16 protein-coding genes are annotated in these 22,359 nt (G+C 58.9%); 6 read left to right on the top strand and 10 right to left on the bottom strand.

Features of this window, described 5'->3' with window-relative positions:
- The first annotated feature begins 59 nt into the window (after positions 1–59).
- From ACYJRZ_RS14795 to ACYJRZ_RS14770, 6 genes are all read left to right on the top strand, one after another.
- Positions 60–2,147, top strand: coding sequence for an ABC transporter substrate-binding protein (locus ACYJRZ_RS14795; protein WP_459459935.1), 2,088 nt, complete (start codon positions 60–62; stop codon positions 2,145–2,147).
- Positions 2,148–2,304: 157 nt separating this feature from the next.
- Positions 2,305–3,315 carry an ABC transporter permease gene (locus ACYJRZ_RS14790; protein WP_113228359.1) on the top strand — a complete coding sequence of 337 codons (1,011 nt, stop codon included), beginning with the start codon at positions 2,305–2,307 and terminating at the stop codon, positions 3,313–3,315.
- Positions 3,315–4,445 (top strand): ABC transporter permease, encoded by a 1,131-nt coding sequence (locus ACYJRZ_RS14785; protein ID WP_459459932.1) that lies wholly within the window; start codon positions 3,315–3,317, stop codon positions 4,443–4,445. The genes ACYJRZ_RS14790 and ACYJRZ_RS14785 overlap by 1 nt, the downstream gene beginning before the upstream one ends.
- An 11-nt stretch (positions 4,446–4,456) precedes the next feature.
- Positions 4,457–6,127 (top strand): ABC transporter ATP-binding protein, encoded by a 1,671-nt coding sequence (locus ACYJRZ_RS14780; protein ID WP_459459930.1) that lies wholly within the window; start codon positions 4,457–4,459, stop codon positions 6,125–6,127.
- Positions 6,128–6,145: 18 nt separating this feature from the next.
- Complete coding sequence (gene melA, locus ACYJRZ_RS14775) at positions 6,146–7,516, top strand: alpha-galactosidase (protein ID WP_459459928.1); 1,371 nt, start codon at positions 6,146–6,148, stop codon at positions 7,514–7,516.
- 178 nt (positions 7,517–7,694) lie between these two features.
- On the top strand, positions 7,695–8,837 hold the full coding sequence (locus tag ACYJRZ_RS14770; protein WP_459459926.1) for a fumarylacetoacetate hydrolase family protein: 1,143 nt from the start codon (positions 7,695–7,697) through the stop codon (positions 8,835–8,837).
- A gap of 185 nt (positions 8,838–9,022) precedes the next feature.
- Here the strand turns inward: ACYJRZ_RS14770 and ACYJRZ_RS14765 are convergent, their stop codons facing one another.
- From ACYJRZ_RS14765 to ACYJRZ_RS14720, 10 genes are all read right to left on the bottom strand, one after another.
- Entirely contained in the window at positions 9,023–9,499 is a 477-nt protein-coding gene (locus ACYJRZ_RS14765) for a cyclic nucleotide-binding domain-containing protein (RefSeq protein ID WP_069610301.1), read from the bottom strand.
- Positions 9,500–9,552: 53 nt separating this feature from the next.
- Positions 9,553–12,267: an ABC transporter transmembrane domain-containing protein gene (locus ACYJRZ_RS14760; RefSeq protein ID WP_459459924.1), complete on the bottom strand. Its 2,715-nt coding sequence runs from the start codon at positions 12,265–12,267 to the stop codon at positions 9,553–9,555.
- A 3-nt stretch (positions 12,268–12,270) separates the two neighbouring features.
- A complete protein-coding gene (locus ACYJRZ_RS14755) occupies positions 12,271–12,420 on the bottom strand; it encodes a hypothetical protein (protein ID WP_459459922.1) in 150 nt (49 codons plus the stop codon).
- Between the two features lie 84 nt (positions 12,421–12,504).
- On the bottom strand, positions 12,505–13,683 hold the full coding sequence (locus ACYJRZ_RS14750; RefSeq protein ID WP_459459920.1) for a glycosyltransferase family protein: 1,179 nt from the start codon (positions 13,681–13,683) through the stop codon (positions 12,505–12,507).
- Positions 13,647–14,912, bottom strand: a complete 1,266-nt coding sequence (locus ACYJRZ_RS14745) for a glycosyltransferase family 4 protein (protein ID WP_459460592.1) — start codon at positions 14,910–14,912, stop codon at positions 13,647–13,649. The genes ACYJRZ_RS14750 and ACYJRZ_RS14745 overlap by 37 nt, the downstream gene beginning before the upstream one ends.
- Before the next feature lie 11 nt (positions 14,913–14,923).
- Positions 14,924–16,138 (bottom strand): glycosyltransferase family protein, encoded by a 1,215-nt coding sequence (locus ACYJRZ_RS14740; RefSeq protein ID WP_459459918.1) that lies wholly within the window; start codon positions 16,136–16,138, stop codon positions 14,924–14,926.
- A 100-nt stretch (positions 16,139–16,238) separates the two neighbouring features.
- A complete protein-coding gene (locus ACYJRZ_RS14735; RefSeq protein WP_459459916.1) occupies positions 16,239–17,414 on the bottom strand; it encodes an ABC transporter permease in 1,176 nt (391 codons plus the stop codon).
- On the bottom strand, positions 17,411–18,409 hold the full coding sequence (locus tag ACYJRZ_RS14730; RefSeq protein ID WP_015343453.1) for an ABC transporter permease: 999 nt from the start codon (positions 18,407–18,409) through the stop codon (positions 17,411–17,413). The genes ACYJRZ_RS14735 and ACYJRZ_RS14730 overlap by 4 nt, the downstream gene beginning before the upstream one ends.
- Complete coding sequence (locus tag ACYJRZ_RS14725) at positions 18,402–20,324, bottom strand: ABC transporter substrate-binding protein (protein WP_459459913.1); 1,923 nt, start codon at positions 20,322–20,324, stop codon at positions 18,402–18,404. The genes ACYJRZ_RS14730 and ACYJRZ_RS14725 overlap by 8 nt, the downstream gene beginning before the upstream one ends.
- On the bottom strand, positions 20,321–22,228 hold the full coding sequence (locus tag ACYJRZ_RS14720; RefSeq protein WP_459459911.1) for an ABC transporter ATP-binding protein: 1,908 nt from the start codon (positions 22,226–22,228) through the stop codon (positions 20,321–20,323). The genes ACYJRZ_RS14725 and ACYJRZ_RS14720 overlap by 4 nt, the downstream gene beginning before the upstream one ends.
- Positions 22,229–22,359: the final 131 nt, after the last annotated feature.

The following is a 22,359-nucleotide window of genomic DNA, read 5'->3' as shown; positions in this document are numbered from 1 at the left end:
TTACGGGAGGAACGCGACGCCTCGAACGGAACGCTCGCGATATTGGGAGAGAGAACAAGATGAGACATTTTCGACCGATCGGCCTTCCCGCCGCATTGACGATTGCCACATCCGCGATCGCCATCAGCGCCTATGCAGCCGAACCGACAGTGCCGCCCGTTCCGCCGGTTTTTCCGGCTGAAGGCAAGATCAAATATGTCGAGCGCAACTCCATCCTGGAGTTCAAAGCGCTGCCGGAATATCACGAGCCCGCCTGGGTCACCGACAAGTTCGTCAAGACTGGCAAGCTGCCGCCTGTCAAGGATCGCCTGCCGAAAGAGCCGCTGGTCTTCAAGACGGGCAACATGCCCGACGGCATCGGCGTCTACGGCGATACCATGCGCCATGTTATAGGCGGCCGGCCGGAGGGCTGGAACTACGGCGCTGGGCAAACCCAGGGCTGGGGCGGCATCGACATCGCTCTTTCGGAGTGCCTCACGCGCACCGCTCCCCTGTTCCAGGTGGAAGCAAAGGATACCGAACCGCTACCGAACCTTGCCAAGGGCTGGGAATGGTCGCCCGACGGCCATAAGCTCACCATGCATCTGATCGAAGGCGCCAAATGGTCCGACGGCGTGCCCTTTAACGCTGACGACATCATGTTCTACTGGGAAGACGAGGTCATCGACCCGAACGTCTCGCCGCTCGGTGGCGGCGCATCGCCGGAAGCTTTCGGCGAGGGAACGACCCTCAGGAAGATCGACGACTACACTGTCGAATGGACCTTCAAGGACGCTTTCCCGAAACAATATCTCTACACGATGGCCTATCCGAATTTCTGCCCAGGCCCGTCGCATATCCTGAAGCCGCAACATCCGAAATATTCCAAGAACACGTACGATCAGTTCAAGAATGCCTTCCCGCCGGAATATATGAATATTCCGGTCATGGGCGCTTGGGTTCCAGTCGAATATCGCCCTGACGATATCATCGTCCTGCGTCGCAATCCCTACTACTGGAAGGTCGACGAGAAGGGTAATCAGTTGCCCTACCTCAATGAGCTGCATTACAAGCTCTCGACCTGGGCGGACCGGGACGTGCAGGCCGTTGCCGGTTCCGGCGACATTTCAAACCTGGAGCAACCGGAAAATTTCGTCGCTTCGCTGAAGCGCGCCGCGCAGCCCGATGCCCCTGCCCGTCTTGCCTTTGGCCCTCGCCTTATCGGCTATAATCTGCAGATGAATTTCTCCGCCAATGGCTGGGGCAACCCCGATCCGCGTGCTCAGGCCGTTCGCGAACTGAACCGCAACGAGGACTTCCGCAAGGCCGTCACGATGGCCCTGGACCGCAAGGCGCTTGGAGAATCTCTCGTCAAAGGTCCGTTCACAGCGATCTATCCGGGCGGTCTTTCCTCCGGCAGCAGCTTCTATGATCGCAATTCGACCGTCTATTATCCGTTCGATCTCGCCGCGGCCAAGGCCGAGCTCGCGAAAGCTGGCCTGAAGGATACCGACGGCGACGGCATCGTCAATTTCCCGGCTAACGTCAACGGCGGCAAGGATGTCGAGATCACCCTGCTGGTCAGCAACGACTACACCACCGATAAGAGCCTGGCCGAAGGCGTCGTTGGTCAGATGGAGAAGCTCGGGCTGCGCGTCATTATCAACGCGCTCGATGGACCCAAGCGTGACGATGCCAATTACGGCGGCCGCTTCGATTGGATGGTTCGGCGTAACACGACGGAGCTCGCCTCGGTCGTCCAGAATACGGAGCAGCTCGCACCGGTCGGTCCGCGAACGAGCTGGAATCATCGCGCGGGTGCGGATGGCACAGTCGATCTCATGCCCTTTGAAAAGGACATGGTGAATGTCGTCAGCAAATTCACGACATCGAAGGACAACGACGAACGCGTGGCTTTGATGAAGCAGTTCCAGAAGATCTCGACGGGACACCTCTACAATATCGGTCTGACCGAATATCCAGGTGCACTGATCATCAATAAGCGCTTCTCCAACGTTCCTCCGGGCACGCCGATCTTCCTGTTCAACTGGGCAGAGGACTCGATCATCCGCGAGCGCCTTTGGGTCGCAGCAGACAAGCAGGGCAAATACGAACTCTTCCCCGAAGAGCTTCCGGGAGCCCCCGGCAGCGCCGGTCCGATCAAGTAAGGCCGTATGAACACCCATGGCAGCCGGTATGATGCCGGTTGCCATGGGACCTGAAACATCCAGCGATCAGCTATCGCCGGAATAAAATTGAACCGCCGGCGCATATCATCCCGATGGGACGAGACCGTCGACAGCATCAAGAGAAGCGAACCGTCCGATGTTACGATTCCTGCTCGTGCGAATAGCCTCCGCCATACCCGTGCTCTTCATCCTGAGCGTGGTGACCTTTGCGATCATTCAGGCGCCGCCCGGCGACTATGCCGATTACATACGCTCGCAATTGATGAACCAGGGCGGTGCGTCCTTCGCCCAAGCCGACGAACAGGCGCAAATTTACCGCCGCGAACATGGGCTCGATAAACCGCTCGTCGTTCAATACGTCAACTGGATCGGCGGGATCGTCACCAAAGGCGATTTCGGCTATAGCATGTTCTACAATAAACCCGTCGCCGATGTCGTTGGAGAACGTCTGCCACGAACACTCGCTCTTGCGCTGGTCTGCCACATCTTCGCATCCGTTCTCGGCATCGGTTTCGGCATATGGGCGGCGACACGGCAATATAGCTGGATCGACAGTCTCCTCTCGGGCATCTCTTTTCTCGGCATGACGGTGCCGCGCTTCCTGATGGCACTGATCATCGTCTATCTTCTGGTCTTCCAGCTCAACGTCTCGGAGATCGGTAGCTTTTTCTCGCCGCAATATGGCGGCGCGCCCTGGTCTTGGGCCAAATTCGTCGATCTGGTCAGGCATGTCTGGCCGGTGGTTGCGATCGCGACGTTTGGGGGCCTTGCCTACAATATGCGCGTGATGCGCGGCAATCTTCTCGACACGCTGAATGCCCAATATGTGGAAACCGCGCGGGCGAAAGGCCTTTCCGGTGGTGCCGTGGTCATGCGCCATGCCGTGCCGAACGCGCTGCATCCGCTCGTCATGTACCAGGGCGTTGTCCTGCCCTACATGCTGACCGGCGAGATCGAGACTGCCATCATCTTCACGCTGCCGACTGTCGGCCCGGCCATCGTCGGTTCGATGGCGATCGGCGACGTCTATGTGACGGCAACCTTCATGATGGTGCTTTCGGCCACCCTCATCGTCGGCAACATCATCGCCGATATGCTGCTTGCGCTGCTCGATCCGCGTGTCCGCCAGCAGGGAGGAATACACTGATGCTCGCCTTCAGCAGCTCCCCGCCACCACCGCCGGAAGAAAAGATCCAGCACAAAAGCGGCAATGAAAGCTATATTGCGCTGGTCTGGCGGCGCCTGAAGCGCTCCTGGACGGGCATGAGCGGTCTTGTCCTCGTCGTCCTGCTGTTGATGATGGCGATTTTTGCCGAATTCGTCGCGCCGCTCGATCCGAAGGCGACCGATACCGGCTTTGCGCCGCCGCAGCTCATCAGTTTCCATGACAAGGACGGCAACTTCGTCTTTCTGCCCCGCGTCTACGCGCTTGCCGAGACGACGGATCTCGACCCGGTCACATTCCAGCCGATCGTCGGGCCGGACTATGATCACCCGCGCCTGCTCGGCTTCTTCGTGAAGGGTGATCCCTACTATCTGTTTGGCCTGATCCCCGGCAACCGCCACCTCTTCGGCGCGATCGACGGCGGTCCCGTGCATTTCCTCGGCACCGACAAGTTCGGGCGAGATGTGTTGTCGCGCGCCATTTATGGCTCACGCATCTCGCTCATGATCGCCTTGACCGTGGTTTCCATAGTCACCATCGTCGGCACGACGATCGGCATGATATCCGGTTATTTCGGTGGCGCGGTGGATGCCTGGATCCAGCGTTTCGTCGAGGTCGTGCTGGCTTTCCCGCAAGTACCGCTCTATCTGGCGCTGACCTCGCTAATTCCGGTGACTGCGCCTACGAATGTCTTCCTCGCCTTCGTCATCGTCGTGATGTCGGCACTCGGCTGGGCACAGATGTCGCGCGAGGTGCGCGGCAAGACGCTGGCGCTGGCACGGATCGAGTATGTTCGCGCTGCGATGGCGGTCGGCGCAACCGATTGGCGTATCATCCTGCAGCACATCCTGCCGAACGTCATGAGCCACGTCATCGTCGCGGTGACGCTCGCAATCCCGAGCGTGGTTCTGCTTGAATCCTTCCTCGGCTTCCTGGGTTTTGCCGTCAAGCCGCCACTGATTTCATGGGGCCTGATGCTGCAGGATACGTCGACCTATTCGGTCATCGGCTCCTACCCCTGGATCCTCTCGCCAGTCGCCTTCGTTCTCGTCACCGTCTTCGCCTTCAATGCGCTCGGTGACGGCCTGCGCGACGCGATCGATCCCTATTGAGGAGAACGGATATGGCTCTCGCACTCGTCAATCCCTACGCTCCCGACACCAGGCACGATGCCGGCGAAAAGACCACCTCGCCCGTCATCGATGCTCGCAACATTGCCGTCAAGTTCAAGGTCGAGGACGGCATGGTCGATGCCGTGAAGGACATCACCTTCCAGCTTTATCGCGGAGAAACCATCGCGATCGTCGGTGAATCCGGCTCCGGAAAATCGGTAACGGCCCGCACCGTCATGGGTCTACTGACCAAGCGTGCCGTCGTTTCCGACAAATCCGCCGTTCATTATGACGGCAAGAACGTGCTGAAATTTTCGGAGAAAGCGCGGCGGCAGCTGCGGGGCGACCGCATCTCGATGATTTTCCAGGAGCCGATGAGCTCGCTCAACCCAATCTACACGATCGGCAGCCAGATCGTTGAGGCGATACGGGTTCATCGCAAGGTCAGCCGCCGCGACGCAGAGAAGCGGGCGCTCGATCTTCTGAAGCAGGTGCAAATCCCTGATCCGGAAGCGCGGCTGAAACAATATCCGCATCAGCTCTCGGGTGGGCAGCGCCAGCGCGTGATGATCGCAATGGCGCTCGCCAACGATCCGGACGTGCTGATCGCCGACGAGCCGACGACGGCGCTTGACGTCACGGTGCAGGCACAGATCCTGAACCTGATCCGCGACCTGCAAAAGCAGCTCGGCATGGCGGTGATTTTGATTACTCACGATCTTACTGTGGTGCGCCAATTCTCCGACTATGTCTATGTGATGCAGCATGGAGAAATGCGCGAGCACAATAAGACCGAAGCGCTCTTCGCCAATCCGCAGCATCCCTACACGCGGCATCTACTGACGTCGGAGCCGCGCGGGCATGCAAAACCGCTGCCGCCGAACTGTGATACGGTGCTCGAAGGGAAGTCCGTTAAAGTAGCCTTCATGCTGCGTCACGGCAGTTTCTTCAAGCCCGACATGCGCGAGCTCGTCGCCGTCGGCGGACTTAATCTCGAGCTGCGCCGCCATGAGACGCTCGGCCTTGTCGGTGAATCCGGCTCGGGCAAGACCACCTTCGGTCAGGCTCTGCTGCGGTTGATCGATACCGATGGCGGCGAGATTTTCTTCGACGGGCAGCCGATCCACGATCGGTCTCGCGCCCAAATGCGGCCTCTGCGCTCGCGCATGCAGATCGTCTTTCAGGATCCTTTCTCGTCGCTCAATCCGCGTATGACCATCGGCCAGATCATTTGCGAGGGGCTGATTGTCAACAACCTCGGCGCCAACAAGGCCGAGCGCCTTGAGCGCGTCAAGGAAGCGCTCGTCAGTGCCGGCATGCCGGCCAATATTCTCTCGCGCTTCCCGCACGAGTTTTCCGGCGGCCAGCGCCAGCGCATAGCCATTGCCCGTGCCATCGCGCTTGAACCGGAATTTATCCTTCTCGACGAGCCGACCTCTGCGCTCGACCTTTCCGTCCAGGCGCAGATCATCGACCTCCTGCGCAAGCTGCAGGACGAGCGGGGTCTGAGCTATCTCTTCATTTCTCACGACCTCAAGGTCGTGCGCGCCCTTTGCCACCGCGTGATCGTCATGCAGCACGGCAAGATCATGGAGGAAGGGCCGGTCGAACAGGTTCTATCGCACCCCAAGACGGCTTACACCGAACGCCTTGTCAGAGCGGCGTTCGAGGTAGCTTCATAGCATTCAGGAGATTTTGACATGGCAGGCACTCCCAAGATCACGTTTATCGGAGCCGGTTCGACCGTCTTCATGAAGAATATCATCGGCGACGTCTTGCAGCGTCCGGCACTTGCAGGAGCCAGGATCGCGCTGATGGACATCAATCCGCAGCGGCTGGACGAAAGCGCCATCGTTGCCCGCAAGCTTGCCTCGACACTTGGCGCTCCGGCCACGGTCGAGACCTTCACCGACCAGCGTAAGGCGCTTGACGGCGCGCACTTTGTCGTCGTCGCCTTCCAGATCGGCGGCTACGAGCCCTGCACGGTCACCGATTTCGAGGTGCCGAAAAAATATAGCCTGCGCCAGACGATCGCCGACACGCTCGGAGTCGGCGGCATAATGCGCGGCCTGCGCACGGTTCCGCATCTGTGGAAGATTTGCGAGGACATGCTCGCCGTCTGCCCGAATGCGATCATGCTGCAATACGTAAACCCGATGGCGATCAACACCTGGGCGATCGGCGAGAAGTATCCTGATATCAAGCAGGTCGGCCTTTGCCACTCCGTGCAGGGCACGGCGATGGAGCTGGCTCATGATCTCGACATTCCCTATGACGAGATCCGCTATCGTTCCGCCGGCATCAACCATATGGCCTTCTATCTCGAATTCGAGCATCGCCAACCGGATGGTTCCTATCGCAATCTCTATCCGGATCTTGTGCGCGCCTATCGCGAAGGACGTGCACCGAAGCCCGGCTGGAACCCGCGCTGCCCGAACAAGGTGCGCTACGAAATGCTGACCCGCCTCGGCTACTTCGTCACCGAAAGCTCTGAGCATTTCGCCGAATATACGCCCTATTTCATCAAGGAAGGTCGCGAGGATCTGATCGAGAAGTTCGGCATTCCGCTCGACGAATATCCGAAGCGCTGCATCGAGCAGGTGGCGCGCTGGAAACACCAGGCGGAGGAATACCGCACGGCCGAGAAGATCGAGGTCAAGCAATCGAAGGAATATGCCTCCTCGATCATCAATTCCGTCTGGACCGGCGAACCTTCCGTTATCTACGGCAATGTCCGTAACAATGGCTGCATCACGTCGCTGCCGTTCAATTGCGCGGCCGAAGTCGCCTGCCTGGTCGACGCCTCCGGCATCCAGCCGACCTATGTCGGCGACCTGCCGCCACAGCTGACGGCCTTGATCCGCACGAACATCAACGTGCAGGAACTGACGGTAAAGGCTCTGATGACCGAAAATCGCGAGCACATCTACCACGCTGCGATGATGGATCCGCATACGGCGGCAGAACTTGATCTCGATCAGATCTGGTCGCTCGTCGACGAATTGCTGACAGCCCATGGCGATTGGCTGCCGGAATGGGCACGCGGCAATCGCAAGGTTCAGGCTGCATAAAGCCACTCTCCCGGCTTGCGGCCCAAAGGGCCTCGCGGTGACGCCGCGAGGCCTTACATTTTTACCGCACCGGAGAAAATGAAAATCCAAAACGCGGACGAATATCGCACCGATAACCCATGGCAAAGCACATTCGCCTGGGTTAGAAAACACACGCAGTTTGGAGGAGACGAACGACATGACGAGCTCAGATACATTCACCACCGGAACCTTTGTCGGTCGCATCTGGCGCCCGGATGTTGAAGGCCCTGCCCTCGTCACGGTTCGGAACGGTACGCTATACGACATAACCTCGAAGGACGCGCCCACCATGCGCGACCTGCTGGAGAAGAACGATCCGGTCGCCTTCGTCCGCACGCAGAAAGGCGAAGCCGTCGGAAAGCTCGATGATTTGCTTGCCGCCAAGGCCAATCACTCCGCCGTCCACCTTCTCGCGCCTATCGATCTGCAGGCGATCAAGGCCTGCGGCGTCACCTTTGCACGCTCGATGCTGGAGCGTGTCATCGAGGAGCGCGCAGCCGGCAATCCGGACCTTGCCGAAGCGATCCGCGGCAAGGTCACGGCCCTGATCGGCGACAGCCTGCGCAACTTGAAGGCGGGTTCGCCGGAGGCCGCCAAGGTCAAGGCAGCGTTGATCGAAGAAGGCGTCTGGTCGCAATATCTCGAAGTCGGCATCGGACCGGATGCCGAAGTCTTTTCTAAATCGCAGGTCATGTCTTCCGTCGGCCAAGGTGCGGATGTCGGCCTGCATCCGATCTCCAAGTGGAACAATCCCGAGCCGGAAATCGTGCTTGCCGTCGACAGCCAGGGCGGTGTGAAGGGCGCCACGCTTGGCAATGACGTCAACCTGCGCGATGTCGAAGGGCGGTCGGCACTGCTGCTCGGCAAGGCGAAGGACAATAACGCCTCCTGCTCGATCGGGCCTTTCATCCGTCTGTTCGATGAGACCTATAGTCTTGATGACGTTCGCAATGCCGACCTCGACCTTAAGGTTGAAGGCGAGGACGGCTATGTGCTGCATGGCCGTTCCTCGATGAAAGAAATCAGCCGCGATCCGCTCGATCTTGTCTCTCAGACCATCGGTCGCCATCATCAATATCCCGACGGCTTCGTACTGTTCATGGGAACGCTTTTCGCCCCCGTCGAGGATCGTGACACGCCCGGCCAAGGCTTTACTCACAAGGTCGGCGATATCGTTACCATCTCCAACGACAAGCTCGGGGCGCTGAAGAACCGCGTACTCCTGTCGACCGAATGCCCGCCCTGGACCTTCGGCACCTCGCATCTGATGCGCAATCTCGCCCGTCGCGGATTGATTTAAAACACCAATCACCGGGCGCGAAACTGGAAAGCCAGTTTCGCGTTCAACTCGACGCTTTTAATGGACGCAAGATTGCCGTTCTCGCTGAGAAGAAATCGGCGGCCATACGAGACTGCACGTATTTCGTTATTGCTTTCGCCATGTTGAAACGGGGCGCGCGCCGGCCGAAGGCATATCCCTCAAACTCAATGAGTGGACATCGATTGCGGCTGGTCGAGGCGGCTGCGGACGGCGGTCAGCTCCGAGGTTGTGTGGTTGAGGCGATCTGCCAGCACGCGCATGATCTCGACCGCCATCTCCGGGAAATCGCTGAGCAGCTTCAGGAAATGCTCCTTACTGATCTTCAAGGCCTCAAGCCTGGAAGTGGCTTTCACCGTGGCTGTACGGGAAACATCGCAGAGAATGGCGATTTCGCCGACAATGGAATTGAGGTCGACTTCGGCAACCTTGATCTCGCCGGCCGGGCTGTCGACGAGAATATCAGCGGTCCCTGAAAGAACAACATAGGCCGCGTCACCTTGATCGCCCTGATGAAACAGGGTTTGACCAGCATTGTAGCTGACACGATCGGACGTAAACGCCAAAAGTTTTAATTTCGCGGGTGCGATGCGCGAAAAAATCGGCACCCGCTTCAGCATTTCAACTTCGTCCTTCAGAAGCATGAGCTTCGATACCCCCAGTGTTCGGCCCCAGACGCCACTGTCGAGATAGGATATTACGATAACAGTTCTTTGAACATACCGTTTTTCTCTAAAAGATCGGTGGTAGAGCCGTTTTCGACGAGGCTGCCGTGATCAAAAACCAAGACGCGGTCGAACAATTCGGCAAAACTGGGATTGGAGAGAACCCAGATGATCGCCGGTGCATAATCCCCGCTATGGAGCTCGCCCAGAATGGCCCTCGCGATCTGATCCTGGACGCGATGGTCGAGCGCCGGCAGCGGGCGATTGCAGATGATGTAATCGGCACGTTTCAAAAGGGCACGACCTAGATTGAGTTTCTGGCGCTGCACGTTGGTGAGGCGCTTGCCGCCCGAACCGACGTCGAAATCCAGGCCGATCGACAGAACTGCATCATGCATGCCGAGACGTCCGAACACATCATACATGATTTGGTGGATGCGCTCCGGCGCATTCGCCTGCTGATGTGCGATGCGGCCGAACAATACGTTGTCCATCAAGGTGGCGGACGCGGTGAAGTGCTCTGGATCGTAGCGCTCGATGACCTTGGCAAGATCGGCCGGAATATTCTCGTAAAACTTCGTGCGCGCCTGCACGATCTTTTCCATGAGCACCTGCGTCAGAAGACCGAAGCGGTGACGCGGCTCGATATACGAGAAGCTCAGCCGGATGATGGCCGCACGCTCGTCATCGGTAGCCGCCTCATAGCCCTTTCCGTTGAGCTTCTGTAGCAGCGCCTCATAGGTCGGGATGTCTTCCGCCGTCATGAAGGTCAGCTGCTGGAAGAACGGATGGTCCGGCGGCAGGTCCGTGAAGAGCTCGACCGCGTTTTCCGCGATTTCCAGGCCCATATCGTACAAATCGGAGACCAGGCCCGTTTCAGCGAATATCTGCCGGAAATAGGGATGAGCCGCCAACTTGCGATTGGTCATCTGCGGCCGCTTCAGCGTACCGAAAAGCAGATTTTCACCGACCGTCGCCTGCGGATTGTAGGCATCGAACTCGAAGGGAACTACGAGATCCTCGAGCTTTTCCTCCTCAAGCCGTGACCGCAATGCCTGCCGTAGTTCGACAATGCGCGATGTCAGATCCTGGTGCGTGGCCGCATCGACATTCGAGCGCAAGGCCATGTCGAAAATATCCTGCGACATGGCGACGGCATCGAGAACCGGACGGATGGCGGAATAGATGTCATCCGGCCCTGTCGCACCGGCGGCGGCATAATCCACCCAGTCGCTATTGAGGTCGAATTCTGGATTGGCCGCACGACGCGCCTCGGCCATGCTCCATTTGACCTTTGTCGCCTCATCCTCGCTATAGACGGGGGCAACGAGCGGTGCATGCTTGAGGCCATAGAGCAGATTGCTGCGCAAAGTGCCGTGAAAGAAGAACGTTTCGGAGGAGGCGTAGGCGATGCGTCGCCCGATAAGGGATTCCGGCAGTTCCAGAATATCGTGGCCATCGATGGAAATGCGGCCGCTATCCGGCCAGATCAGGCGCCCGAACGCCTCTGCAAGATATTCGCCGCCCGCACCGCTATCGCCGACGATCGCCACCCGTTCGCCGGGATGAATTTCAACCGAGACATGGTCCAGCACGCGCGCGCCGCTGTCATCGACGATGGTCAGATTGGTCGCGACGAGAGAATGGGTGATACGGGCGGCGGGCGCGGGCGAAACCGCCTGGATTTTCGGGTCGATCAGATGATCGACGCTGAACTGTTCGACCACCTGATTGTATTTTACCTGAACGTCTTGACGCGACTGGTCCCAGTCGATCAGCTCCTTCAGCGGCCCGGGCAGATCCTTGTAGGCATTGATAACGGCGACGAGCTGACCGATGTCCAGGCGACCCTGCAACGCCAGGAAGCCGCCGATCAGGTAGAACAGGAACGGCGTTACCTGAGCGAGGAAGTTATTGATGAATTTGACCAGGAACTTCCACTGGTAGAGATCGTAGCGGATCGAGAAGATCAATCCGAGCCGGTGCGCAATATCGGCGCGCTCCAGGTTGGTGGTATCGTTGGCGTGGATAGTGCCAATACCATCGACGATCTCACCGACGCGGCCGGAGAGTTCGCGCGCCGTCAGCTGCCGCTGGCGACCGAGTTCCAGGAGCCGCTTGCGCATGCGCGGAATGACGATCGCCTGCACGGCGACGATGGCCGCGGCAATCATGCCGAGCCAGAAATTCTGCATGATGATGAAGACGAGCGCCGTTACCGCCTGGCCGCCTAGAAGCGCCGGCTGCACGAAGGCATCGCCGGTGAAGCCGCCCATCGGCTCCACTTCGTCCTTGATCATGGTGGCGATTTCGGCGGGCTTGACCCGCTTGAAATGCGAGGGCGGAAACCGCAAGACCCGGTCGATCAGCTCGAACCGGATGCGGCGAAGCATGCGTTCGCCGAGCCGCCCCTTGTAGGTATTGATATAGAGCTTGAAGAGGCCGTTGAGCACGACGAGTGCCAGAAACACCATGCTCAGCGCAACGAGCATCGACATGCGCGTCAGCTGCACGCCTTGAAAAATCTCGACATGGCCGATGAGCGGTACGTTGAAGGCGATGTGCATGAAGGTCTGCGTATCGCCGGGATGTTCGAAACCCTTGCCCTGGATCGGCCCATTGACAATCTGCTTCGGCAAGTCGAAGGACAGGAAATACGGGATCATCGAGGCAGCGACGACAAGCAGTATCCAGACCTGCTCCAGCCGGGTATTCGACCAAATATAGCGCGCTAGGCTTTTTTCCATTGCTTACTGCAGGCTTTCAAATTCAACGCCCAGCACCGGCGTGATGCCGGCACCGATGTTGCAGAGATGCGGGAAGGTTTCGTTACGGATACGTGGCCCCATATGTGAAAGGGGACGCCGCCCGGTCTTTCGTCCACGCTCCTCCCGATTCATCGATTTCTCGATTTATATCACAAGATTGCGGGAATCCAGGAGGATAAAACGACGGGATGTCTCCGATATCGGCCGCACACGTCGCTACCTGAACTCACGCAGAATGGCAGATGTTCTGGCGGCGCCGCCAAGATCGATATCCGGATTGATTGGCTTGGGGCGCGTCAGTGCCGTTTTCACGGCTTCGACCAGCATATCCGTCGTCAATCCAGCCTCCGGCAAGGCCAAGGCCAGCCCTAACCTCTCCAGCCGCTCAGCCCTGACGGACTGCTCCGTCTCGCCACCGGCGGTGAAAGGAACCAGAATGGCGCGGCAGCCGGCCACGAGGAGATCGCCGACCGTATTATAGCCGGCCTGCGAAATCGAAAGCTCGGCGCCACGCAGAAGAGAGGGAAAATCCTTGCGGAAGCGAACCAGCTCGACATTGCTGGGCGCATCGCTGGCGAGATCGGCATAATCCTGCTCCGGCAGGTTCGGTCCTGCGATCAACAGCCAGCGGCGATCAGTCGCTACCCGGCTTGCCGCTTCCAACGATGCGCGGATGAGGTCGCGCCCGACAGCGCCGCCGCCGGCCGAAACGACGATGTCGAAGGTCTCGACCGGTTCCGGTGGCAACGCGGGTGCGACAAGACCGGTATAGACGATCTTGTCAGCGATCGCCTCGGTCAGCGGAAAGGTTTCTTCCAGCCGGATGAAATGCGGATCGCCGTGAATGAGCACGCCATCGAAATGATCGCGCAGCAGGCCGACCGTCTCTTCATCGCGCCCCGGTTTCTTCTGCTGCTGCAGAATATCGCGCACCGAGGTGTAGAGCCTCGGCTTTGGATCGGCCTTCGCAACGGCATCGAGCAGCGGCAGGAGCTCGAAACGCATCTGCCTGCGACCGAACGGAAAGGCCTCGATGATAACGACGTCGGGTGCAGCCTCCCGGAAGGCATCGAGAAGCAGATCGCGTCGGCGGGATAAAAACTCTTCGCCCACCGGATCGCCGGACTGATCGGCAAGGCCGGAAAAACCGGCGCTGCTGGCGACAACGGCCGGCAATGTCACGGAGGTCACATCCGCGCCGGGAAATCCGTTAACCGGCACGCCGCCGGTGACCACCGTCACCTGGCAGCCGTCTTTCGCCAGCGCACCGGCAATGCGGCTCGCACGCGCCAGATGGCCGATACCGAGCAGATGCTGAACGTAGAAAAAGACCCGCAAGGGTGAAGTATGCGAGGCCGTTACGCGGATTTCCGCCATTGATCTTCTTTCTGCCATTGCTCCTCGAACAGCCCGGTCAGCTGCCGGATGCTGGCGTGATAATCGAAATGCTCGCGCACCCGTCTTTCAGCCGCTTCACCCAATCTGTGGCGCAATGCTGGGTTGCGAATGGCGGATTCCAGCGCCACTGCGAGTGCCTGCGGATCCTCCGGAGGAACGACGAGACCGTTCGCCCTATCTTCGAGCAATTCGGGAACGCCCGAGACTTCGGTGGAGACGCAGACAAGACGCTGGCTAGAGGCTTCGACGAGCACGTTCGGCAACCCGTCACGATCGCCATCGGCAGCCACTCGGCAGGCGAGCGCGAAGATATCGGCCTGACGATAATGGGCGAGCACCTCTTCCTGTGCCAGCGCGCCCTTCCAGGTGATGCGATCGGCAATCCCGAGCGTATCGGCCAAGGCTTTCAATTTCGTCAGACCGTCACCGCCACCGATATGGGTGAACCGCCAGCTGAGATCTGCGGGAAGCAACGCCAGCGCCTTCAGGAGCACGTCATACCCCTTCTTCTCGACAGCGCGACCGACACTGAGAAGGAAAGCGGGATCGGAAGCGTCGCTGCCATCGCGGCCGGAATGTTGGCCGCCGAAGGAACCGAAGCGGTCAAGATCCAGACCGTGATAGCTCAGATAGACCTTGTCGCCCGCTCCGATCAAATCGCGCATGTGCTCGAAACCGCTGCGTGTGCAGGTCACGGTCCAGCGCGCGCGGCCGAGCTTTTCCGAAAGCTCCCAATCGGGCGATGTCCAGATGTCCTTGGCATGGGCCGAACACGTCCAGGGGATACCGGTCATGATGCTGGCATAGGACGTTACCGAGGCCGGCGTGTGGATGAAGTGCGCATGCAGCCACTCACCGCCATCGGGCCATTCATGCGCTAACACCAAGGCCTGGCCGAAGCGCCGCACGCGGTTCGGCGTGATATCGCGCTTGAGATCGGCCCAAAACTGCTTCAGAAGCGGCTTGAACCCGGGCTTGCCGATGCCGGCAAAGACGGCGCGAAGCACCCTCAGCGGTTCGTCGTGCAGATATTCGGGCAGATAGACGACGCGCGCCTTGATCTCGTCGTGGACAGGATGGCGCTTTTTATCGGTCGGCTTGCGCATCGAGATCAGCGTCAGGTCGAAGCCGGCCTTTTCCAGACCGAGCAGCTCCTGCGCGATGAAGGTTTCCGACAAGCGCGGATAGCCCTTCAGGACCACCAGTATTTTCTTCCGCATCGACAGGTTCCGGTGATCTACTCGGCAACGATCGATAGCGGCGTATAGCGCTCGCGGTCATCGAACCATTCGCCGACGGTGCGCGAGATGTGCACCAGCCCTTCCAGGCGCATATTGCTGTTGCTCGCCGAGGGCGGCGCCCGGTTCGGCAGGCGTTTCAAGGCGGCCGCAAGCTGCATTGGATCGGCCGATTCCTCCGGTAGCAGCATGTCTACGAGGCCTAGTTCGCTTGCTCGCTGCGCACGGATGAGCTGCTCCTCGCGTGGGCGCGTGCGCGGAATAATCAGCGCCGGCTTGTCGAAAGACAGGATCTCGCAATAGGTGTTGTAACCGCCCATTGCCACCACCGCCTTGGCGCCGGCAATCAGCTCTTCCATCTTGTTGTCGAACTCGATGACCTGCAGACAGTTTATCTTGCTGGCGCGCTCCAGGAGCTGGCTGCGTTCCTTGGCAGGCATATAGGGGCCAAGCACTATCAACGTCTTCTGCGTGAGAGAGCTGTCCTCCTCGAAAGCGGCGATGACATCGCTGACGAGGTCCGCGCCGTCGCCGCCGCCGCCCGTTGTCACCAGGATATAATCCTCGTCAGGCACATGTTCCGATTTCGTGCCCAGCGTGGATACGCTGCGCTGCAGGAAGCCGACGAACTCCATCTTCCGGCGCACGCCGGAGGGGACGTCGAGACCGACGAGCGGATCGTGAAAATCCGGCGGGCCATAGACCCAGACGCGATCGTAGAATTGATCGATCTTCTGGAGGACGTTGTTCTTCTTCCATTCGGCTTCCAGCAGGTGCGGCGCATCCATGACGTCGCGCATGCCAAGAACGAGCGTGGTGCCGCGCGCCTTCAGATAGGTCAGTGTCTCCTCCACCTCACCTTTCAGCCCCATCGGCTCCTTGTCGACAATGAAAACATCGGGCTGGAAAGTTTCGGCCGTGTGGCGAATGATCGATTGGCGCATCTTCAGCGTTTCCTGAAGGGCGACATGGCTCGCCATAGACGTGTATTCACCGTCGCGCAGCTTGATGACGCTCGGCACTTTGACGAAATCGACACGGGCACGATAATCGAACGCCCCGGCGATTGTTGCGCCGGATATGATCAGCACATTCAGGCCGCGATAGTCCTCAACAAGCGCATGGGCAATCGTTCTGCACCGCCTCAGATGACCGAGACCGAACGTGTCATGGCTATACATGAGAATTCGAGCATCTTCTAAGCGCCGCTTCATAGGCAAAACCTCTGGGGGTGAAAGTTATACGCGGTATGTCGGCAAAGGACATCCGCGGGCCGCTTCTCGAATTGCAATCCTGTCTTCGCCGTTCACCCTGCTATTTGTAGGGATCGGCGGCATCGCGCAAGCCGTCTCCTAAAAAGTTGAACGCCAGAATGACCAAGATCACCGGGATCATAGGAAAAAGAAGCCATGGATAAAAGGCGATGACGCTGACGCTCCTTGCCTCGGTCAGCAGAATGCCCCAGCTCGTAATTGGCGGGCGAAGCCCCAATCCGAGAAAACTGAGCGCGGTTTCGCCGAGAATCATGCTCGGAACGGAGATCGTTGCCGAGGCAATGAGATGCGACATGAAGCCCGGAACGAGATGACGGCCGATAATGCGCGGTGTGCTTGCGCCCATCAATTGCGCGGCGAGAACATAGTCCTCCTCACGCAGCGACAAAAGCTTCGAGCGCACGGCGCGCGCAAGGCCAGTCCAGTCGAGAATGCCGAGAATGATGGTAATGCCGAAATAGACGATGATCGGGCTCCAGCTCACGGGCATGATCGCCGCCAGCGCCATCCACAACGGCAGGCTGGGCAGCGATTGCAGTACCTCGATCACGCGCTGGACGAGGAGATCGAAAAGGCCACCGTGATAGCCCGCCAGACCGCCGATGACGATGCCGAGCACGAAGCTGACTGCGATGCCGATTAGCCCGATGGTCAGGGATATGCGTGCGCCATAGATGATGCGCGACAGCACGTCGCGGCCCAGCCGGTCGGTTCCGAGTAGGTACATTTGCCCACCGACTGCAGGACAGGCCAGATGAAGGTTGGAATCTACCAAGCCCCAGAAGCGATAGGCGTCGCCTCGACAGAAGAAGCGGATGGGCTGCACATCCGAGGGATTGTCAGCGTAGACCCGGCGCAGCGTATCAATATCGAGCGCCATCTTGCGGCCGTACACGAACGGCCCGACAAACTCTCCATTGTTGAAGAAATGCACCGCCTGCGGCGGCGAATGGATGTAATCGACGTTGCGGGTATGCAGCCCGTAGGGAGCGAGGAACTCGGCAATCACGATCATTCCATAGGCCAGCAGCAGGAAAATGCCTGATGCAAGCGCAAGCTTATGCTTCCTGAACTTCCACCACATCAGCTTCTTTTGCGAAGCCATGTAATAGCGCTGCTGGCCAGCGGACATGGCCTCGAACTGATCTGGATGGAAATCCGCGCTCGAGACGTAATGCTCCAGGGGGGCACCGGGTTTTGGCAGGGATACGCTCACTTTGTGCTCCTGCCTTGCAAGCGGATGCGGGGGTCGAGAAAGCCAAGGGCGATATCGGAGATCAGCACACCGATGACGTTGAGAAAGGCGAGGAACATCAAAAACGAACCGGCGAGGTACATGTCCTGGCTCTGCAGTGCACGGATCAGCATTGGACCGGTTGTCTCAAGTGACAGCACGATCGCGGTGATCTCGGCGCCCGAAATGATCGACGGGAGGATAGAACCGATATCGGCGACGAAAAAGTTCAGCGCCATACGCAGCGGGTATTTCACCAATGCCTTCAATGGATGCAGCCCCTTGGCGCGCGCAGTGACGACATATTGCTTCTGCATCTCGTCGAGCAGATTGGCGCGGAGGCGGCGGATCATGCCCGCCGTCCCGGCCGTGCCGACGATGATGACCGGGATCCACAGGTGCGACAGGATCGACCGCGCCTTTTCCCAGCTCATCGGCTGCGAAAGATACTTTTGATCCATCAGATGTCCGATCGACACGCCGAACCAGACATTGGCGAAATACATCAGGATCAGTGCCAGCATGAAATTCGGAATGGCAATACCGAGCAGACCGAGGAAGGTTAGGCCGTAATCGCCCCAGCTATATTGGTGGGTCGCCGAATAGATGCCGATCGGAAAAGCGATTAGCCAGGTCAAGAGGATTGTTGTCATCGACACGAGGATTGTCAGCCAGAGCCGATCGCCGACGACATCGGATACCGGCAGCTGATATTCGAAGGAATAGCCGAAATCGCCATGTAGCATGCCGCCGGCCCAGTGCAGGTACTGAAGCGGTAATGGCTGGTCGAGCCCGTATTCGTGGCGAAGGTTCTCCATATCCTGGAGATTGGCGGTGTCGCCCTGAGCGCGCAATTCGGCGATCTGGCTATCGAAGAAGTCTCCCGGCGGCAGCTGGATGATGGTGAAGACCAACATGGAGATGATGACCAGGGTCGGGATCATCACGGCGGTGCGCCAGAGGATATATTTAAGCATTCCGGCCATCCTCCTTCATCCAGAAGGTATCCGGCATATATACGCCGAGCAGGCAGGTCGGGTCGAAGCCGTATAGCGCCTTTTCCGGTACGTTCTGCATGCGGGCCGAATGCATGATCGGCTGCAAGGTGGCGTTGACCAGACCGATGGAGAACACTTGATCCGTATAAATCTTCAGCATTTTGTGCCAGATCTCGGCACGTTCGAAGGAGGAGGCAGCCTCTTCCCATTCGCCGAGCAGCTTCACCAACTCGACGGCTTCCGGGACATCCGGAGGCACCCCTTGCGTCTGACGCGATAGATAGTACATGCCCCAAAGCGGCCATTGCATCTGGTCGCTGGTGGTCGGCGCCAATTCGCCCGGATTCATGTCGGCGGTCGCCACGCCATTATCGAGGCCGTACCACAACGACATCAAAATACGGCCGCCCATGGCGCGGCTGCGGAAAACATCGCGTTGGGACACGCGAATGAAAAGCGCGATGCCGATCTTGCGCCAATGATCGGTCACCAATTCCAGCACGTCGGAATCGAGCGTACTTTCGCCAGGGGTCTCAACTGTAATCTCCATTCGCCGACCATCTGACAGCAAGCGGATGCCATCTTCATCCCGCTTGTCCAGGCCGACAGCATCCAGAAGAGCGTTGGCCTGATCCGGATCGTGCTCGATCCAGGCGGAGGCATATTCAGACTTGAAAAGCGGACTGTCAGGCAACACCGTGTTGGCACTTGCCTTGCCGAGACCGTAGAACACGGCCATATTGATCTCGTGACGATCGATCGCAAGCGATAGCGCCCTGCGCACCCGAACATCGCGCAGGAGATCGCGCCATACCGCATCGGCGCTATTCAGATTGGGATACAGGGCAACGCGCGACCCGCGCGCCGCCTTCCAGAGATCGACCTTGATCTTGCTCGGATCGCGCCTTTCCGCCTCCTTCAAGAACGTATAGTCATTGAAATCTATGCCGGTCGCCTGGAGATCGCTTTCTCCCGCGCCGGTTTTGGCGGCGATGATCGCCGAAGAACTGATACTCAGGATCATCCGGTCGATATAGGGCAGCTGCCGCCCGTTCTCGTCAACGCGATGGAAATAGGGGTTGCGTTCAAATACGAATTGCTCTGCCGGCGGCGCTGTCGTGTTTTTCCATGGATCGAGTACCGGCAGATTGGGATTTTCAGGCCGATAGGCCTTGCCCATCTTGATATGAAGATCCTGCCATTTCTTCACCCGGTTTTCCTTCATCAGCGAAGAAAGTCGAATGCTGTCCTGGTATTTCTTGTGGAACTGCTTGAGATAATGCGCCGGCCCGGCGATGACGAGCGGTTGCGGGGCCGCCAGGATCGGCAGGAAATTCGGGTTGGGATCATCCCAGGAATAGCGCACCGTCAAGTCATCGAGCAGCTCGAAACGCGGCAGACTACCATGCGGACGCAGCTCCAACGCACCTCCGCCGGGCGTTAACTCCTTGTTGAGGATGACGTCTTCCCACCAATAACGGAAGTCATGGGCCGTAAATGGCTGCCCGTCGGACCATTTATGGCCTTCGCGCAGCTTGAAGGTGAACACCATATCGTTGACGGTGGAAAAGGATTCGAGAATATCCGGCTGAAGCGTCAGCGTGCTGTCATAACCAACCAGGCGGGCATAGCCAAAGATGGTCATGAGGCGGATATCGTTCTGGCTGCCGATAAGCGTGCGCACGGAACCGCCGTAACGGCCCGGCACGCGGCCCATGGCCGCGACGTTGACGACACGGGGGAATTTTGGCAGGCGTTTGGCGAGATGCGGCATCTGGCCGGCCCTCAGCCATTCGGCAAGGTATTCCGGTTCATTGTCAACATCGGCCGCCAGAACAGGCTGCGGCAAAACGGCGGAAGCCATCAGGCCAAGGAATGTGCGCCGGCCGATCATTTGCGCAACTCCTGGGCATCGACACCGCGACGCACGCGCACGAAATGTCCGCCGCCTAAATCTGCATAGGTAAGCTCCCCGTCGGCGCCGTCGGAAAATTGCGGTCCCCATTTCTGCCTGGCAGCGGGTCCTTCGCTGTTCAGTGTGGAAAAATCCAATGGCCGGTCGAGATCGGGAAACGGGACAGCGGCTAGCAGAGAGCGCGTATAGGGATGGACGGGGGCGCGCAAAATGACCTCCCGTGGGGCGATTTCGACGATGCGTCCTCGCGCCATGACGGCAATGCGGTCTGCCATGTAATCCACGACCGCGAGATTATGCGAAATGAACAGATAGGTCAGACCGAGTTCTTTCTGCAGATCCTTGAGAAGGTTCAGGATCTGCGCCTGAACCGATACATCAAGTGCCGAGACAGGCTCGTCGAGGATCAGAAGCTTTGGCCCGAGCGCCAATGCGCGCGCAATTCCGATGCGTTGGCGCTGACCGCCTGAAAAGCTGTGCGGATAACGGCTCAGATAGTGCTTGTCGAGCCCGATCGCTTGCATCAGCGCCGTAACCTTCTCCTTGCGCTCCTCGCTGTCACCATGCCCATGGATTTCCAGGGGTTCGCTCAGGATGTTGCGGATGGTCATGCGCGGTGAAAGCGAAGAGACCGGATCCTGGAAAACCATCTGGATCTTTGTGCGCAGATCCATCAATTCATCGCCCTTGACGGCAAGCACATCGATCTTGCCGCTACCGTCGTCGAAAGTCACGGAACCGCTATCGGCGGTGACACCCCGCATCAGGATCTTGCTGACAGTGGTCTTGCCGCAGCCGCTTTCCCCTACAAGGCCAAGACATTCGCCTCGGCGAATGTCGAAACTGACATCATCGACCGCACGAAACTTCGTGCCATCGCGGCGCCCAAACAGCCCGCCGCCTTTCGACGCATAGGTTTTGGTCAGATTGCGGACGCTGAGCAGAACATCGGGCGCCGCGCCCGCAGCCGGCACACCGCTGTCGATAAGCTTCTTCTTGCCGGAAAAAGTACCGAGATTGACCGGGACATCCCGCAAGGACTTCAATCGCTCTCCTGGCTTCATATCGAAATGCGGCACCGCGGACATCAGCGCTTTGAGATAGCGGTGCTGCGGCTGACGAAAAATCGTCTCGACGGGGCCCGCTTCCATGATCTCGCCGTGATAGATGACCACGACCTCATCGGCCATATTCGCAACGACACCGAGATCATGGGTGATCAGCAGCATCGCCATGTTGAACGTCTGCTGGAGATTGCGCAGCAGTCCAAGGATCTGTGCCTGAATGGTGACATCCAATGCCGTCGTCGGCTCGTCGGCAATCAGCAGCGCCGGGTTGCAGATCAGCGCCATCGCGATCATCGCGCGCTGGCGCATGCCGCCGGAAAGTTCGAAAGGATACATGTCGAAGGTGCGAACCGGGTCCTGAAAGCCCACGAGGTTCAGCATCTCTTCCGTCTTTTCGCGCTGCTCAGCCCTGCTGGTGCCGGCGCTGTGAATGCGCAGCGCTTCGCTGATCTGGTTGCCGACCGTATGCAGCGGCGACAGCGAGGTCATCGGCTCCTGGAAAATCTTTGCCATGCGCGCGCCGCGCAGCGCCCGGATCGCGGCGCCATCGCGCGGCAGCTGGAGAATATCGGTGGTCTTGCCGTCGAGCGGATCGGTGAAGAGAATCCGGCCGGTCGCCTTTGCTGCCGCCGGAAGAATGCCCATGATCGACTGGCTGATGATCGATTTGCCGGAGCCGGATTCACCAACCAGCGCCGTCACCTTGCCGGGAAGGACCCTCAAGCCGGCATTTTTGACGACACGCAGATTATCCCCGTAAAGGGAAAACGAGACGTCGAGGTTCTCGATACGCAGTAGATCAGTCCCTGACGCCATACATATTAATTCCCGCTCACATGACCTTTGTGGCCTTATGCGGCACACTAACGTAGGCCATAACGGGTGTCTAGCTGGTCAAAGCGATGCGGCGACTGTAAAAAAACTGTCGCCTTTCCAGCGATATATCG

This window comes from Rhizobium sp. No.120 (assembly GCF_054558365.1).
Note: the sequence above shows the minus strand (reverse complement) of the source record. Positions and strands in the feature narration are given on the sequence as shown.